General features: G+C 60.7%; 12 protein-coding genes. 4 read left to right on the top strand and 8 right to left on the bottom strand.

What is annotated here, in order from left to right; genetic code table 11:
• Positions 1–15 precede the first annotated feature (15 nt).
• The 4 genes from ACQKEK_RS15160 (at position 16) to hemE (ending at position 8,886) form a co-directional block, all read left to right on the top strand.
• Positions 16–1,509 (top strand): AAA family ATPase, encoded by a 1,494-nt coding sequence (locus ACQKEK_RS15160; protein ID WP_499143637.1) that lies wholly within the window; start codon positions 16–18, stop codon positions 1,507–1,509.
• A gap of 171 nt (positions 1,510–1,680) precedes the next feature.
• Positions 1,681–6,129 carry a glutamate synthase large subunit gene (gltB, locus tag ACQKEK_RS15165; protein ID WP_499143638.1) on the top strand — a complete coding sequence of 1,483 codons (4,449 nt, stop codon included), beginning with the start codon at positions 1,681–1,683 and terminating at the stop codon, positions 6,127–6,129.
• Positions 6,130–6,240: 111 nt separating this feature from the next.
• Positions 6,241–7,659 carry an FAD-dependent oxidoreductase gene (locus ACQKEK_RS15170; RefSeq protein WP_046162902.1) on the top strand — a complete coding sequence of 473 codons (1,419 nt, stop codon included), beginning with the start codon at positions 6,241–6,243 and terminating at the stop codon, positions 7,657–7,659.
• A gap of 162 nt (positions 7,660–7,821) precedes the next feature.
• The gene (gene hemE, locus ACQKEK_RS15175) at positions 7,822–8,886 is read left to right on the top strand and encodes a uroporphyrinogen decarboxylase (protein ID WP_127838322.1); all 1,065 of its coding nucleotides are present in this window, start codon (positions 7,822–7,824) and stop codon (positions 8,884–8,886) included.
• Between the two features lie 58 nt (positions 8,887–8,944).
• On the opposite strand, the gene ACQKEK_RS15180 is transcribed toward hemE, so the two are convergent.
• The 8 genes from ACQKEK_RS15180 to ACQKEK_RS15215 form a co-directional block, all read right to left on the bottom strand.
• Positions 8,945–9,238, bottom strand: a complete 294-nt coding sequence (locus tag ACQKEK_RS15180) for a hypothetical protein (RefSeq protein WP_046162901.1) — start codon at positions 9,236–9,238, stop codon at positions 8,945–8,947.
• A gap of 143 nt (positions 9,239–9,381) precedes the next feature.
• Entirely contained in the window at positions 9,382–9,822 is a 441-nt protein-coding gene (locus ACQKEK_RS15185; RefSeq protein ID WP_499143639.1) for an excinuclease, read from the bottom strand.
• Between the two features lie 33 nt (positions 9,823–9,855).
• Positions 9,856–11,082, bottom strand: a complete 1,227-nt coding sequence (locus ACQKEK_RS15190) for a beta-ketoacyl-ACP synthase (protein WP_499143640.1) — start codon at positions 11,080–11,082, stop codon at positions 9,856–9,858.
• Entirely contained in the window at positions 11,082–11,810 is a 729-nt protein-coding gene (fabG, locus tag ACQKEK_RS15195) for a 3-oxoacyl-ACP reductase FabG (protein ID WP_499143641.1), read from the bottom strand. The genes ACQKEK_RS15190 and fabG overlap by 1 nt, the downstream gene beginning before the upstream one ends.
• Positions 11,807–12,259 (bottom strand): hotdog family protein, encoded by a 453-nt coding sequence (locus ACQKEK_RS15200; protein ID WP_499143642.1) that lies wholly within the window; start codon positions 12,257–12,259, stop codon positions 11,807–11,809. The genes fabG and ACQKEK_RS15200 overlap by 4 nt, the downstream gene beginning before the upstream one ends.
• Positions 12,256–13,443: a beta-ketoacyl-[acyl-carrier-protein] synthase family protein gene (locus tag ACQKEK_RS15205; protein ID WP_499143643.1), complete on the bottom strand. Its 1,188-nt coding sequence runs from the start codon at positions 13,441–13,443 to the stop codon at positions 12,256–12,258. Before ACQKEK_RS15205 ends, ACQKEK_RS15200 begins: the two co-directional genes overlap by 4 nt.
• Entirely contained in the window at positions 13,440–13,967 is a 528-nt protein-coding gene (locus ACQKEK_RS15210; protein WP_499143644.1) for a DUF3261 domain-containing protein, read from the bottom strand. Before ACQKEK_RS15210 ends, ACQKEK_RS15205 begins: the two co-directional genes overlap by 4 nt.
• Positions 13,964–15,217, bottom strand: a complete 1,254-nt coding sequence (locus ACQKEK_RS15215; RefSeq protein WP_499143645.1) for an NAD(P)/FAD-dependent oxidoreductase — start codon at positions 15,215–15,217, stop codon at positions 13,964–13,966. Before ACQKEK_RS15215 ends, ACQKEK_RS15210 begins: the two co-directional genes overlap by 4 nt.
• Positions 15,218–15,340 lie beyond the last annotated feature (123 nt).

Here is a 15,340-nt window from a genome sequence, read left to right on the forward strand (position 1 = left end):
ACCTAAGAGATATCCATGTCCAGTTTGTCTGCCGACGATTCGTATCTGAATCATTACGGGTTCAGTCATGATCCCTTTGCTGCACGCGTACCCGGCTTCAAGTTCTTCCCAGCTCAGCGCAAGCCAGTGCTTGGGCAGTTGCATCACCTTGCTCGCTACAGCCAGTTGCTGCTGGTAGTGACGGGCCCCGAGGGTAGCGGCAAAACACTGGTGCGTCAGGCCCTTGTGGCCAGCAGCAACAAGCAGGCGGTTCAGAGCGTGGTCATCTCGCCCCAGGAAACGCTCGATTCGAACATTCTTTTGCAGCAGATCGCTCAAGCGCTTGGCAGTCAGCGCGCCGACTTCGACTCGATCATGGCGCAGATTATTCAATTGGCGTTGACCGGTCAGGAAGTGTATCTGCTGGTCGATGATGCCGAACGGCTTACGGGGGCGGCCGTCGAAACCTTGCTGCGACTCGCTCAGGGTAGCCCTGAAGGGCGGCCGCACGTTTTTCTCTTCGGTGAGCATGCGCTGGTGGCGCGTCTGGAGGCGTTGGTAGAAGGTGAAGAGCGCTTCCATGTGATTGCGCTTCAACCGTACGAGCAAGATGAAACTCGGGAGTATCTCGCGCTGCGCCTCGAAGGGGCTGGGTCTGGGCTGGATTGTTTCACTGAAGAGCAGGTCGAGCGAATTCATGTCGATTCCGGCGGTTGGCCGGGGGCTATAAACCAGACCGCTAGAGAGGAGCTTCTTGAGGCGATGCAGCAGTCGAAAGGGCGTCGGAAGTCGGCTGGATGGAGTTTGCCGCTACCCATGAAGCACGTGCTGGCGCTGGTCGTCGTCGTTTTTTTTATCGTCTTGATCACCTTGCTGATGCGTGACTCGAATGACTCGTCAGCAACGCCTGTTACCACCACATTGCCGCTGGGGACGGCCCCGGTAACCGAGGCGCTTGACGAGGAGGCCGATACGGCGTCGGAGATCGTCCCGGTGCCGCCTGCTCAACCGGTTATCCGAGAGCCACTTGCTGCTGCTGGTAGTGCCGAGGCGGATGATTCATCGACACAGGCTATCGAGGAGCCGGCGCCTGTTAAGGAACTGGCTGACGACACTATCCAAGCGCCTGCAGAAATCGCCGCCCCGGTGGCAGTGGAGCCTCCAGCCGCTCAGCCCAATCGTGTAGCCGAGGTGCCGCAGGAGCCTGTGCGTCAAGTTGTTGCGGATGCGCCTCCCGCCCCTGCGAACTGGTACGCCAGCCAGCCCAAAACCAACTATTTGGTTCAGGTGCTGGGTACGCGGACCCAAGCGAACGCTGAGGCATTGGTTAAACAGCAAGGTGACGATTTCCGTTATTTCGTCAAGCAGCATGAGGGTAGGCCTCTGTATGTTGTGACCTACGGCAGTTTCCCCAGTCGCAATGCTGCGTTGGAGGCCATCAAGAAATTGCCGCCCTCGCTGCAGGCTGGTAAGCCCTGGGTGCGGAGTTTCACGAGCGTCCAACAGGAAATATCGCCGACTCGCCAGTGAGCGCTCCAAAATAGTGCGCAATGCCCCATTTTGGGGCTTGCAAAAATAAAATTGTGTCGCTCTACCGGGCTTTGTAAACTGCTCCCCCTTTTGCCCACGTGTATGACGGGGCGATTCTGTGCGCCGTCAATAAGGGGTTGATTTACAACGCATTTAGCTGGTGGAGTGCCTATGAGAGCAGGTCTGTTTCGTCCTGAAGAGTTCAAGGATAACTGCGGCTTCGGTCTGATCGCCCACATGCAAGGCGAGGCAAGCCATCACCTGCTTCAGACCGCAATTCAATCACTCACCTGCATGACTCACCGGGGCGGCATCAACGCTGACGGTAAGACCGGCGATGGTTGCGGCCTGCTGATGCAGAAGCCTGACGCGTTTCTTCGCGCCATGGCCAAGCAGCATTTCGATGCCGATCTGCCGGCGCATTACGCCGTCGGGATGATCTTCCTCAGCCAGGATGCGGCCAAGGCGGAAACGGCCCGGACCAGCCTCAACGAACAGATTGCTGCCCAGGGACTGACCCTGGTTGGCTGGCGTGAGGTTCCAGTCGATACCACCGTTTTGGGCCGTCTCGCCTTGGAGCGCCTGCCGCGCATCGAACAGGTATTCGTCGCTGCGGAAGGCCTGTCTGAGCGAGATTTCGGCATCAAGCTGTTCTTCGCTCGTCGCCGTGCCGAAGTTGCCCTCGCAGATGACAAGGAATTCTACGTCTGCAGCCTCTCCGATAAAGACATCATCTACAAAGGTTTGATGATGCCGGCGGACCTGGCGCAGTTCTATCCCGATCTCGGCGATGAGCGTCTGGCCACGGCCATCTGCGTGTTCCATCAGCGCTTCTCCACCAACACGATGCCGCAATGGCCGTTGGCTCAACCGTTCCGTTTCCTCGCTCATAACGGCGAGATCAACACCATCACCGGTAACCGCAACTGGGCGCAGGCGCGCCGACTGAAGTTTGCCAATGAGCTGCTTCCGGACCTGGAAGCCCTCGATCCGCTGGTCAACCGTACGGGCTCCGACTCCTCAAGCATGGACAATATGCTGGAGCTGTTGGTCACCGGCGGTATGGATTTGTTCCGTGGCCTGCGCATGATCATTCCTCCGGCCTGGCAGAACGTCGAGACGATGGATCCCGATCTGCGCGCCTTCTATGAATTCAACTCCATGCACATGGAGCCTTGGGACGGTCCTGCGGGCGTAGTGCTCACCGATGGCCGCCATGCGATCTGCCTGCTCGACCGCAATGGTCTGCGCCCTGCGCGCTGGGTTACGACAACGAACGGCTACATCACTCTGGCTTCCGAAGTGGGTGTCTGGGATTACAAGCCGGAAGACGTGATCGCCAAGGGTCGTGTCGGGCCGGGGCAGATCCTGGCGGTGGATACCGAAACCGGACAGGTATTGCATACCGATGACATCGATAACCGTCTGAAGTCTCAGCATCCGTACAAGACTTGGTTACGCCAGAACGCGTTGCGTATCCAGTCGACCCTGGACGATAACGACCATGGCTCGGCGTTTTACGATGCCGACCAGCTTAAGCAATACATGAAGATGTTCCAGGTCACCTTCGAAGAGCGTGATCAGGTTCTGCGTCCTCTTGCGGAGCAGGGTCAGGAAGCTGTCGGCTCCATGGGCGACGACACCCCCATGGCCGTGCTGTCGCGCCGAGTTCGCTCACCGTTCGACTACTTCCGTCAGCAATTCGCGCAGGTCACCAACCCGCCGATTGACCCGCTGCGCGAGTCGATCGTGATGTCACTGGAAACCTGCCTCGGCGCAGAGCGTAACGTCTTCGAAGAAACCGCCGATCATGCCAATCGCGCGATCCTGACCACGCCAGTAATCTCTCCGGCCAAGTGGCGGACAATCATGGAACTCGATCGTCCAGGTTTCGAGCGCCATCTGATCGACCTCAACTACGAAGAGTCCTTCGGCCTGGAAGCTGCGGTTCGCAATATCGCTGACCAAGCTGAAGAGGCCGTGCGCAGCGGCAAGGTCATGCTGATCCTCAGCGACCGCAATATCCAGCCGGGCAAGCTGCCGGTGCATGCATCGCTGGCCGTAGGTGCGGTGCACCACCGCCTGATCGAAACAGGCCTGCGCTGCGACTGCAATATTCTGGTGGAAACCGCCACTGCACGCGACCCACATCATTTTGCCGTTCTGATCGGTTTCGGTGCGACTGCAGTCTATCCGTTCCTGGCGTTCGAAGTGCTTGGCGACCTGATCCGTACTGGCGAAGTGCTCGGTGATCTCTACGAGGTGTTCAAGCACTATCGCAAGGGGATCTCCAAGGGCCTGCTGAAAATCATCTCGAAGATGGGCATCTCGACCATCACCTCGTACCGTGGCGCCCAGCTGTTCGAGGCCGTGGGTCTGGCGGACGAGATTGTCGATGTCAGTTTCCGTGGGGTCGCCAGCCGTATCAAGGGCGCTCGGTATGCTGATCTGGAAGCCGAGCAGAAGGCTCTAGCGACCGAGGCCTGGAGTGCACGCAAGCCGATCCAGCAGGGCGGCTTGCTGAAGTTCGTCTACGGTGGTGAATACCACGCCTACAACCCCGACGTCGTAGCGGCGTTGCAGGTCGCCGTGCAGGAAGGTGACTACAGCCGCTTCAAGGAATACACCGCACTGGTCGACCAGCGTCCGGCCGCGATGCTGCGCGACCTGCTCAAACTGAAGGTGTCTGGTCAGCCACTGGCGCTTGAAGAAGTCGAGCCGCTCGAGAAGATCCTCAAGCGTTTCGACTCCGCCGGCATTTCGCTCGGCGCGCTGTCCCCGGAAGCGCACGAGGCGATTGCCGCGGCGATGAATCGCATTGGCGCACGCTCAAATTCCGGTGAGGGCGGCGAAGATCCCGCGCGTTATCGCACCGAGCGCAGCTCGAAGATCAAACAGGTGGCCACTGGCCGCTTCGGTGTCACGCCTGAATACCTGGTCAACGCCGAAGTGCTGCAGATCAAAGTCGCGCAGGGTGCCAAGCCCGGCGAAGGTGGCCAGCTGCCGGGTGGTAAGGTCAACGGCCTGATCGCCAAGCTGCGTTACGCGGTGCCGGGCGTCACGCTTATTTCGCCACCGCCGCACCACGACATTTATTCGATCGAGGATCTGGCCCAGCTGATCTTCGACCTCAAGCAGGTCAATCCCAAGGCGCTGGTTTCGGTCAAGCTGGTGGCCGAACCTGGGGTCGGCACCATTGCCGCTGGCGTTGCCAAGGCCTACGCCGACCTGATCACCATCTCCGGCTACGACGGTGGCACAGGCGCCTCGCCGTTGACCTCCATTCGTTATGCCGGCTCCCCCTGGGAACTCGGTCTGGCCGAAACGCACCAGACCCTGCGTGGCAACGACCTGCGGGGTAAGGTTCGCGTACAGACCGACGGCGGGCTGAAGACCGGCCTGGACGTGGTCAAAGCCGCTATTCTCGGCGCCGAGAGCTTCGGTTTCGGCACCGCCCCGATGATTGCGCTGGGTTGCAAGTACCTGCGTATTTGCCATCTGAACAACTGCGCCACCGGTATCGCCACGCAGAACGATCAGCTACGCAAAGACCATTTCATCGGCACGGTCGACATGGTGGTCAACTTCTTCACCTTCGTCGCCGAGGAAACCCGCGAGTGGCTGGCTCGGCTTGGTGTGCGCACCCTGCAGGAACTGATCGGGCGTACCGATCTGCTCGAGCTGCTGCCAGGTGAAACTGCCAAGCAGAACCATCTGGATCTGTCGCCGTTGCTCGGCAGCGATCACATTCCGGCCGACAAGCCGCAGTTCTGTGAGGTAGAGAAGAACCCACCGTTCGATCAGGGGTTGCTGGCCGAGGAAATGGTCAAACTCGCTCGTGCTGCCATTGATGCCAAGAGCGGCGGTGAGTTCGAACTGGACATCTGCAATTGCGATCGCTCCATCGGCGCCCGTGTCTCCGGCGAGATCGCCCAGGTGCATGGCAACCAGGGCATGAAGGACGCGCCGATCACCTTCCGCTTCAAGGGCACCGCCGGTCAGAGCTTCGGCGTCTGGAACGCGGGCGGCTTGCATCTGTATCTGGAAGGGGATGCCAACGATTACGTCGGTAAAGGCATGACCGGTGGCAAACTAGTGGTTACCCAGCCCAAGAGCAGCGTTTTCGAATCGCAGCATTCGGCCATCGTTGGCAATACCTGTCTGTATGGCGCCACGGGCGGCAAGTTGTTCGCTGCGGGTACCGCGGGTGAGCGTTTTGCCGTGCGTAACTCTGGCGCCCATGCGGTTGTGGAAGGCACCGGCGATCATTGCTGTGAGTACATGACCGGCGGTTTTGTCTGTGTCCTCGGCAAGACCGGCTATAACTTCGGCTCCGGTATGACCGGCGGTTTCGCCTATGTTCTGGACATGGACAACAGCTTCGTCGACCGGGTGAACAACGAGCTGGTCAACCTGCAGCGGATCACAGGTGAGGCCATGGAAGCCCACCGTAGCCATCTACAGGAAGTGCTGCGCGAATATGTCGCCGAAACCGGCAGCGCATGGGGCGCGAAACTCCTGGAAAACCTCGACGACTATCTGCGTCGTTTCTGGCTGGTGAAGCCAAAGGCGGCCAACCTGGCGTCACTGCTGTCGAGCACTCGGGCCAACCCCCAATAAAAAGCAGGTTCAAGCGGCAAGCCTCGGCAAGATGCCCGAGGCTTGCCCCGCTCCGTGATTGTCACGCAGTCTGCAGCCTTGGGCTTGCGGCTGCCGCTAAGAGGTTTTGAAATGACTGAACGTCTGAATAACGACTTCCAGTTCATCGAAGTCGGGCGCAAGGATCCGAAGAAAAAGCTGCTGCGACAGCGCAAGAAAGAGTTCGTCGAGATCTATGAACCGTTCAAGCCGCAGCAGGCCTGCGAGCAGGCCCACCGCTGCCTGGGTTGCGGCAACCCCTACTGCGAGTGGAAGTGCCCGGTTCACAACTACATTCCCAACTGGCTAAAGCTGGTTTCGGAAGGCAACATCCTCGCCGCGGCCGAACTGGCGCACCAGACCAATACCCTGCCGGAAGTCTGCGGGCGCGTCTGCCCGCAGGATCGCCTGTGCGAGGGTGCCTGTACGCTGAATGACGGTTTCGGCGCGGTCACCATTGGCTCGGTGGAAAAGTACATCGCCGACACCGCCTTCGCCATGGGCTGGCGTCCAGACATGTCCAAGGTCAAGCCGACCGGCAAAAAAGTCGCCATCATCGGGGCTGGCCCTGCCGGTCTGGGCTGTGCTGACGTACTGGTGCGCAGCGGCGTGGCCCCGGTGGTGTTCGACAAGAATCCGGAAATCGGCGGATTGCTGACCTTTGGTATTCCGGAGTTCAAGCTGGAGAAGACGGTCCTCAGCCGTCGCCGTGAAATCTTCACCGGGATGGGGATCGAGTTCCGCCTGAACACCGAAGTGGGCAAGGACGTGACCATCGACCAGTTGCTCGCCGACTACGACGCCGTGTTCATGGGCATGGGCACCTACACCTACATGAAGGGAGGCTTCCCCGGTGAAGACCTTCCTGGCGTCCACGATGCGCTGGACTTCCTGATCGCGAACGTCAACCGCAACCTCGGGTTCGAGAAGTCGCCGGAAGACTTCGTCGACATGAAAGGCAAGAGAGTCGTGGTTCTGGGCGGTGGCGACACGGCCATGGACTGCAACCGCACCTCCATTCGCCAAGGCGCCAAGAGCGTGACCTGCGCTTACCGTCGTGACGCGGCGAACATGCCAGGCTCGCGCAAGGAAGTGAAGAACGCCAAGGAGGAGGGCGTTAAGTTCCTCTTCAACCGGCAACCCATCGCCATTGTCGGCGAAGGCAAAGTTGAAGGTGTCAAGGTCGTCGAGACGCGTCTTGGCGCGCCGGATGCCCGTGGCCGTCGCAGCCCCGAGCCGATTCCCGGTTCCGAGGAAGTGCTGCCTGCCGATGCCGTAGTGATTGCGTTCGGCTTCCGTCCGAGCCCGGCCGACTGGTTCGAAGGGCAGGCCATCCAGACCGACAACCAGGGCCGCGTCGTAGCACCGGAGATGGGGCAGTTCAAACACCAGACCAGCAATCCAAAAATCTTTGCAGGTGGCGATATGGTGCGCGGCTCCGATCTGGTGGTGACGGCGATCTTCGAAGGCCGTCAGGCTGCAGAAGGCATCCTCGACTATCTCGAAGTTTGATTTGGAAGGCGGGTCATGCTTCTCTGACCCGCCGAACGGGCGCGCCGCTACGCCGGAAAAGCCTGACCAGAATCAAGCCCATAGATAAAAGGCACGGCGCTCGCCGTGCCTTTTGTTTTCTGCTTTGCGACAATGCCGCCACTTTTTCGCTGGAACCCAGACATGACTGCCTTGAAGAATGATCGCTTTCTCCGCGCCTTGCTCAAGCAACCTGTCGACGTCACCCCGGTGTGGATGATGCGACAGGCCGGGCGCTACCTCCCGGAATACCGGGCTAGCCGCAGCAAGGCGGGCGACTTCATGAGCCTGTGCATGAATCCCGAACTGGCCTGTGAAGTCACCCTTCAGCCGCTCGAGCGCTACCCGCTGGATGCGGCGATCCTGTTCTCCGACATCCTCACCGTGCCGGACGCGATGGGTCTGGGGCTGTACTTCGAGACAGGCGAAGGGCCACGGTTCAAGAAAGTCGTCAGCAACATGGCCGATATCGAAGCGTTGCCGGTTCCGGATCCCGAGAAAGACCTGGGTTACGTGATGGACGCGGTACGCACCATTCGCCGCGAGCTTAACGGCCGCGTACCGCTGATCGGCTTTTCCGGAAGCCCTTGGACCTTGGCAACCTATATGGTCGAGGGCGGTTCGTCGAAGGACTTCCGCAAGTCCAAAGCCATGCTCTACGAAAATCCCCAAGCGATGCATGCGCTACTGGATAAGCTCGCGCAGTCGGTGACCAGCTACCTCAACGGGCAGATTCTCGCCGGTGCCCAGGCAGTGCAGATTTTCGATTCGTGGGGTGGCAGCCTTTCTGCCGCCGCATATCAGGAGTTCTCCCTGGCCTATATGCAGAAGATCGTCGATGGGCTGATCCGTGAACAGGATGGTCGCCGTGTGCCGGTGATTCTGTTCACCAAAGGCGGTGGGTTGTGGCTGGAAACCATGGCAGATACCGGAGCTGAAGCGCTGGGCCTCGACTGGACATGCGATATCGGCAATGCGCGGGCGCGAGTGGGCGACAAGGTCGCGCTACAGGGCAATATGGATCCCAGCGTGCTGTTCGCCAAGCCGGATGCCATTCGTGCCGAGGTCGGGCGCATCCTGGCCAGCTTCGGTCATGGCAACGGGCATGTATTCAACCTGGGTCACGGCATTACCCCGGAAGTCGATCCGGCTCACGCTGGCGCCTTCATCGAGTCGGTTCACGAGCTCTCGGCGCAATACCACCGCTGATTCGTTGCCAAAAAAAGAGCCGCTTAAAGCGGCTCTTTTTTTTTGTTCATGCTTTCGCTCAGGGCTGTTGATAGTGACCTGGCGTAGTCCCTGGTTCATGTTCGTGAACCAGTTTGGTTACGCGGATATCGGTAATACCGATGACTTCGGCCTGTTCAAGTATCTTGCCCTCGTCAGCTCCCGCCTCCGGCATCACCAGGCTGTTTTCGGCGTCGCCGTTGTGAAGCTCGATGAGATGCCGAGCGGCACTGGCCTGCGACATGCGTTCTTCTTCCGAATCAATGACGTGGTTACGCGGATCGTTCTGGAAGAGGTAGTTGATTTCGAACTTGTGCGTTGACTTGCCAAACATGGGCAGCTCCTTGAAGTGGAAGGTTCTGCTTCTGTTGACTCGCCGGTCCAGTTATTCGTTCGGCAAGGAAGACAACTCGATCGTCGTCTCGCGCGCCGGGTGCAGCGCTCGGTTTCGTTGTACGGCCCCGAGCGCTGCGGGCTTTACTTGACCTTCGCCAGGTTGCCCTTGATCGCAACCCCGGCCATGATCGCGCCGGCATGGCACTCGTACTTCTGGCTGTCTTTGTATTCGACGTGCTTGTAATTGCTGGCGATGTCCACCACGGCATTGGCGCCAGCCGCCTTGGCGGCCTGCTGCATGCCGATCAGCGCCGATTGCATTGCCCAGCTGCAGGCACCCTCGTCAGTTTTGTTGAACGCGTTGGTTTTCTTGCTGGTGGTAACGTCCCGGCGGATGACTTGGACCCCATTGGGTGTCTTGCCAGCCAGGTAGAACTTCACGCTGCCGTCGAGTTTGCCTGAGGCCGTTGCCTCGGCCACTACCTGATCGAATGGCAGGTAGTGAGTGGTGTCGCGCGCCTGGCTGATTCCGGGTAATGCGCAGAGCACCAGTGCTGCGCCGATCCATGTGTTCTTGTTCATTGCTTTTTCCTTGCGGTGTTTTAATTGAAAGGGTCAAGTCCAGCGGCGGAAGATTAACGAAGTGTTGATGCCGCCAAAGGCGAAATTGTTGTTCATCACGTATTCGTGCTGCATCGCACGGGGTGCGTCGATGAGGTAGTCCAGCTCGCCACAGCGCGGATCGATGCTGTTCAGATTCAGGGTATGAATATAACGGTCGCTATTCATCATCTCGATGCTGAACCAGGATTCCAGAGCGCCGCAGGCGCCTAGCGTGTGGCCGAGGAAGCTCTTCTGCGAGCTGATCGGCATGCCGCCGCCGAATAGCGATTGGGTGGCCAGGGTTTCGGCGATATCGCCCTGCTCGGTGGCGGTGCCATGACCGTTCACGTAGCCAATGGCGTCGGGTTGCAGACCGGCGTCTTCCAGCGCCAGCTCCATGGCGCGACGCATGGTCAGCTGTTCGGGCTTTGTCGCGTGCTGGCCGTCGGCATTGCTGCCAAAGCCAATCAGTTCGGCGTGGATCGTGGCGCCACGGGCAAGGGCATGCTCGAGCTCTTCCAGCACCAGCATTCCAGCACCTTCGCCGATCACCAGGCCATCGCGGCCGGCGTCGTAGGGGCGCGGAGACGTATGCGGCGCGTCGTTCTTCAGGCTGGTGGCATACAGGGCATCGAAGACCATGGCTTCGGTGGCGCAGAGTTCCTCGGCGCCGCCGGCAAGCATCATGGGCAGACGTCCAAACTTGATCGTCTCGTAGGCGTAGCCGATTCCCTGGCTGCCGCTGGTGCAGGCGCTCGACGTAGGAATCACTCGGCCAGTCAAGCCAAAGAAGATGCTGATGTTGGCCGCCGTGGTGTGCGGCATCATACGGATATAGGAGTTGGCGTTCAGCCCGTCGGCCACCGAGTTGAGCAGCATATTGCCGAAGGCCTTGATTTCCTCGGTGCTGCCGGTGGATGAGCCACAGGCGACGCCCATCCGGCCGTCGCGGATCGACGGGTCATTGAGCAGGCCAGCATGGGTGAGAGCCTGTTCAGCGGCCTTCACCGACAGCCGCGAGACCCGGCCCATGCTGCGCAGTTGTTTGCGCGTCCAGTGCCTGGGGACGGCGAAGTCATCCACCGGTCCCGCCAGTCGGGTGTTGAGCTCAGTGAACCGGTCCCACTCGTGCATGTAGCGAATGCCGCTGCGGTTGCTGCTGAAGTGGGCTTCGATACTGGCCCAGTCGCTGCCCAGTGAGGTGATGCCGGCCATGCCGGTGACAACGACGCGTTTCATCAGCACAACCCGCCGTTGACCGCGAGAACCTGACGGGTGATGTAGCTGGCCTCTGCCGACATCAGAAAGTTGACCGCGCCGGCGACTTCTTCAGGCGTGCCCATGCGCTGTGCTGGAATCATCTTGAGCATTTCCTCGATGGGCAGGTGGTCGTCGAGCATGTCGGTATCGATCAGCCCGGGCGCGACGCAGTTGACGGTGATGCGTCGTTTACCAAGTTCCACAGCCAGAGCCTTCGCCGCGCCGATCACGCCGGCCTTGGACGCGCTGTAGTTGACCTGGCCGCGGTTGCCGATCAGCCCCGACACCGAGGTAATGCAGACGATTCGTCCAGGCTGGCGACGACGTATCATCGGCATCGTCAGTGGCTGCAAGACATTGTAGAAGCCGTCCAGGTTGGTGCGCATGACCAGATCCCAGTCGTCCTCGGTCAGGGCTGGAAAGGCGCCGTCGCGGGTCAGCCCGGCGTTGCACACCACGCCGTAATAGGCGCCGTGGGTTTCGACATCGGCTTCCAGCTGTTCACGACATTGTGCGCGATCTGCCACGTCGAACTGCAGGATCCGCGCCGCGCGGCCCATTTCCTGAATCTGCGTCTGGACGGTTTCCGCCTCGTCCCGCCGCGCGCGGCAATGCAGGACGATGTCGTGACCACTTTGTGCCAGGCGCAACGCAATGGCGCGGCCGATGCCGCGACTGGAACCGGTGACGAGGATGCTGTTACTCATGGGGAAGGCTCTTGCAGATAGCTCGCCACTTCGGGCGGGCGGTACACGTTGAGGCGCGCCTCGGCATGGATGCCAGGCCCGTCGAGATGGCATTCGAACACGCCCATGCCGTTGTCATCCTGCAGCGAACGCAGCGCATGGATGCGTAACCGGCTACCGGCTGGGAACTGCTCTACATTGCATTGGAAGCGGCGGGTGCCCAGTAAAAAGCCCAATTCCACTGGTTGTCCGGCCTGGCGCGCCTGGCAGCCAGCAAAGGCGGCGACCGTCTGCGCCATGATCTCGATGCCGACCCAGGCCGGCAGGCTGCCGTCGGCCAGGTTGAGCAGGCCGGCGCTTTTGACCCGCAGGTGGGTCGTGATGCTGTCCGCATCGAAAGACTCGACCGCATCGAGCAGGATCATGTCTCCCGCATGAGGCAGTAGTTCAGCTACTGGCCAATCAATCATGGCGCATCTCCCAGGATCAGGCTGATGTTATTGCCACCAAAAGCAAAGGAGTTGCTCATCGTTCGCCGCTGCCCGGCCGCTGTCGCTTGGGTGCCGGGTGCGACCAGATTCAAGCATGGCAGGTCGGCGTCTTGCTCGCCGTCCCAGCGATGCGGCGGCAGCTGCTGTGCAGGGTTATGGTCGGACAGGGTCAGCCAGCAGAACGCCGCTTCCAGCGCTCCGGCGGCACCCAGGGTATGGCCGGTGAGCGGCTTGGTGGATGAGCAGGGCACGCCGGCCGGAAAAACCGCAGCCACAGCCAAGCTTTCCATCGCATCGTTGTGTCGCGTAGCGGTGCCGTGCAGGTTCAGGTAGCTGATCTGCTCGGCAAGAACTGCGGCGCTGCGCAATGCTTTGCCCATCGACGCTATCGCGCCTAGCCCCTGCGGGTCGGGGGCCGAGATGTGGTGCGCATCGGAACTGGCGCCGCCGCCTAGCAGGGCTATCGGGGCGCGTTCACGGGTCATCAGGAACACAGCCGCCGCTTCGCCAATATTGATGCCGTCCCGGTTGACCGAGAACGGATTGCAGACATGGGCGCTGGTCGCCTCCAGCGAGCTGAAACCACGAAGGGTCAGGTCACACAGCGAATCCACCCCGCCACAGATAACCGCATCGCAGACGCCCGCATCCAGCAGTCGTTTGGCACTGAGCAGTGCGCGTGCACTCGACGTACACGCCGTGGATATCGCGTAGCTCGGGCCGCTGAGCTGCAGTCGCTCACTGATGAAGCTGGCTGGTGCACAAAGCTCTTGATGGGTGTAGTGATAGCTGGACGGCAATTGGCCGTCACGCACCAGACGGGCTATTCCCTGGGTCGCCTCCTGAATACCGGAGGTGCTCGTCCCCATGACCACGCCGACACGGCTTGGGCCGAAGCGGGAAATTGCTTCATCCACTTCGCATGCGATTTCGTCCAGGGCAGCCAACAGCAGCTGGTTGTTGCGGGTGGCGTGCTGCAGCGGCGCATCGGCAAGCGAGGGTAGCTCGGCAGTGACTGCGCCGACCGGCAGGCGGCGCCCGGCTATCGCCTGGGGATGCGGCTGCATACCTGAGCTGTCGCCTGCCAGCAGGCGGCGTGCGACTTCAGCCTTGCCGCGCCCCAGGGCGCAAATCAGCCCAAGTGCATTGAGGTAGGCGGTCATCGTTGGCGGGCTCCGGCTGGCGCAATAGGCGCGACACGATAGGTCAGCGTCGGTTCGACGTCGAGTTCGAAGCCGCCATTTTTCTCATACCGCACGTGCCAAGCCGAGGTATCGTCTGCCAGCGACCGGCCGTTTTGCTGAAGCGTCCAAGGCTTACCAGCATAGAGCTCGTCAAGCTGCTCAGCGGGACTGAGTGCGAATAGCAAGGCGGCAAACAGCGCACGCGCTTCGGCATTCGGAGGCAGCAGCCCATCGGCTTGCCAGCGTCCATCAAGGAGTCGCTGGCGCGCCAGCGGGACGCCCAGTGGGTTGAACAGCGACCAACGCAATGCAGCCCCTTCTAGCTGAATCACCAATAGCCAATCGTCGGTTTCGCCCTGCTCGTGACGCTGGACATGCAATTGCATGGGCAGCGACAGCCGTGGCGTCTGGCTCGGCAAGGGCTGTTGCTGCGCGCAGGCGCCGAGCAACAGCAGCAGCGGTAGCCAGATCAGGCGTGACAGGTTGTGTTTCATCGAAATCATGCAGGCGACGGAGTGGCGCAGAGCTCGGCCAATACGCGCAAGCGGCGTCTGGGCTCGGCGACGTAGGGGTTGCTATTGTCCCAGGCGTAACCGGCGAGGATCGAGCAGATCATGCGGCGAATCTCCGGCTGGGCGCGTTCGTAGTAGATCACGTCCTGAAAGCTGCCGTCGTACCAGCCCTCGACATAGGCGCGGAAGGTATCCACGCCCCGCTTCAGAGGGGTCGAGAATTCGCCTTCCCAGTCGACGGTCTCGCCGTTCAGCTGCCGGTGCAGTACCGCAGCCGCCATGCTTGCCGAGCGCATCGCAATGGTGACCCCGGACGAAAACACAGGGTCGAGAAACTCGGCCGCATTGCCCAGAAGCGCAAAGCCGGGGCCGTGCAGCGCTTTGACGTTCGCCGAGTATCCGTTGATCAGGCGTGCCGGCGTGTCCCATTCAGCGTGCTTGAGGATGCGCTGCAGGTTGGGGGCCTCCAAGACGAACGCCTTGAGACAGGCGTCCAGATCCAGCGGGCGTCCAGCGTAACGCTCCGCACTGGCGACAACGCCCAGAGAGCAGCGACCATCGCTGAAGGGGATGGTCCAGAACCATACATCGCGCCATTCAGGGTGGGTGGTGATGAGGATTTTGTTGCGGTCGAAATGCGGGTCGTCAATGTTGTCCGTGATGTGGGTGAATACCGCACGGCGCAGCGGAAAGCTCGACGGCGCTTCCAGGTCGAGCAAGCGCGGCAGCACCCGGCCGTAGCCGCTGGCGTCGAGGACAAAGTCGGCGTGCAGCGCATATTCGCTACCGTCGAGGCGGCGGACCTGCAAATACGGGTGCGGGCCGTCGAAGTCCGCAGCGGTAATTTCCTCTTCGTAACGAATCTCTACGCCTTGCAGAGCGGCCTGGTCGGCCAACAGCTGGTCGAAATCCGCGCGCTGCACCTGATAGGTGCTGCCGTGGCCTTCGGTGAATTTGTCGCGGAAATCGAACTCGGTGTAGCGGTCACCGCAACCGAACGCCGCGCCATGTTTGATCTGGAAACCGGCGGCCTGTACCGCTTCGAGCATGCCAGCTTCCTCGATGAAATCCAGGCAATGCGAGAGCAGGCTCTCTCCTATCGAAAAGCGTGGAAACCGCTGTCGTTCGATAATCAGCACGTCATGCCCCTGACGCTTGAGCAGGGCAGCGGCGATGGCCCCAGAAGGCCCCGCCCCAATAACGACAACGCTACGTTCTTCTGAATGCGAGGAAGCCTTCATGTATTCGACTCGACAAGGGTGGCGGATGCCGGTTGTTGCCGGCGGGTTGGATAAGACAGGCGGTTATTCGGGCGATTGCCTTGGTCTGGTCGCGTTGGAAACTCAGCCAAGGGCCGCCGACGC

The sequence above is a fragment of the Pseudomonas sp. NPDC077408 genome, from assembly GCF_050269105.1.
In the GTDB taxonomy this organism is placed as follows: Bacteria; Pseudomonadota; Gammaproteobacteria; order Pseudomonadales; family Pseudomonadaceae; genus Stutzerimonas.

Excerpts from the sequence above, each read along its gene's own strand:
- fabG (WP_499143641.1), bottom strand. The coding sequence starts at position 11,810 with ATGAGTAACAGCATCCTCGTCACCGGTTCCAGTCGCGGCATCGGCCGC.
- ACQKEK_RS15200 (WP_499143642.1), bottom strand. The coding sequence starts at position 12,259 with ATGATTGATTGGCCAGTAGCTGAACTACTGCCTCATGCGGGAGACATG.
- ACQKEK_RS15190 (WP_499143640.1), bottom strand. The coding sequence starts at position 11,082 with ATGAAACGCGTCGTTGTCACCGGCATGGCCGGCATCACCTCACTGGGC.
- ACQKEK_RS15170 (WP_046162902.1), top strand. The coding sequence starts at position 6,241 with ATGACTGAACGTCTGAATAACGACTTCCAGTTCATCGAAGTCGGGCGC.
- ACQKEK_RS15185 (WP_499143639.1), bottom strand. The coding sequence starts at position 9,822 with ATGAACAAGAACACATGGATCGGCGCAGCACTGGTGCTCTGCGCATTA.
- ACQKEK_RS15180 (WP_046162901.1), bottom strand. The coding sequence starts at position 9,238 with ATGTTTGGCAAGTCAACGCACAAGTTCGAAATCAACTACCTCTTCCAG.
- ACQKEK_RS15210 (WP_499143644.1), bottom strand. The coding sequence starts at position 13,967 with ATGATTTCGATGAAACACAACCTGTCACGCCTGATCTGGCTACCGCTG.
- hemE (WP_127838322.1), top strand. The coding sequence starts at position 7,822 with ATGACTGCCTTGAAGAATGATCGCTTTCTCCGCGCCTTGCTCAAGCAA.
- ACQKEK_RS15205 (WP_499143643.1), bottom strand. The coding sequence starts at position 13,443 with ATGACCGCCTACCTCAATGCACTTGGGCTGATTTGCGCCCTGGGGCGC.
- ACQKEK_RS15160 (WP_499143637.1), top strand. The coding sequence starts at position 16 with ATGTCCAGTTTGTCTGCCGACGATTCGTATCTGAATCATTACGGGTTC.
- gltB (WP_499143638.1), top strand. The coding sequence starts at position 1,681 with ATGAGAGCAGGTCTGTTTCGTCCTGAAGAGTTCAAGGATAACTGCGGC.
- ACQKEK_RS15215 (WP_499143645.1), bottom strand. The coding sequence starts at position 15,217 with ATGAAGGCTTCCTCGCATTCAGAAGAACGTAGCGTTGTCGTTATTGGG.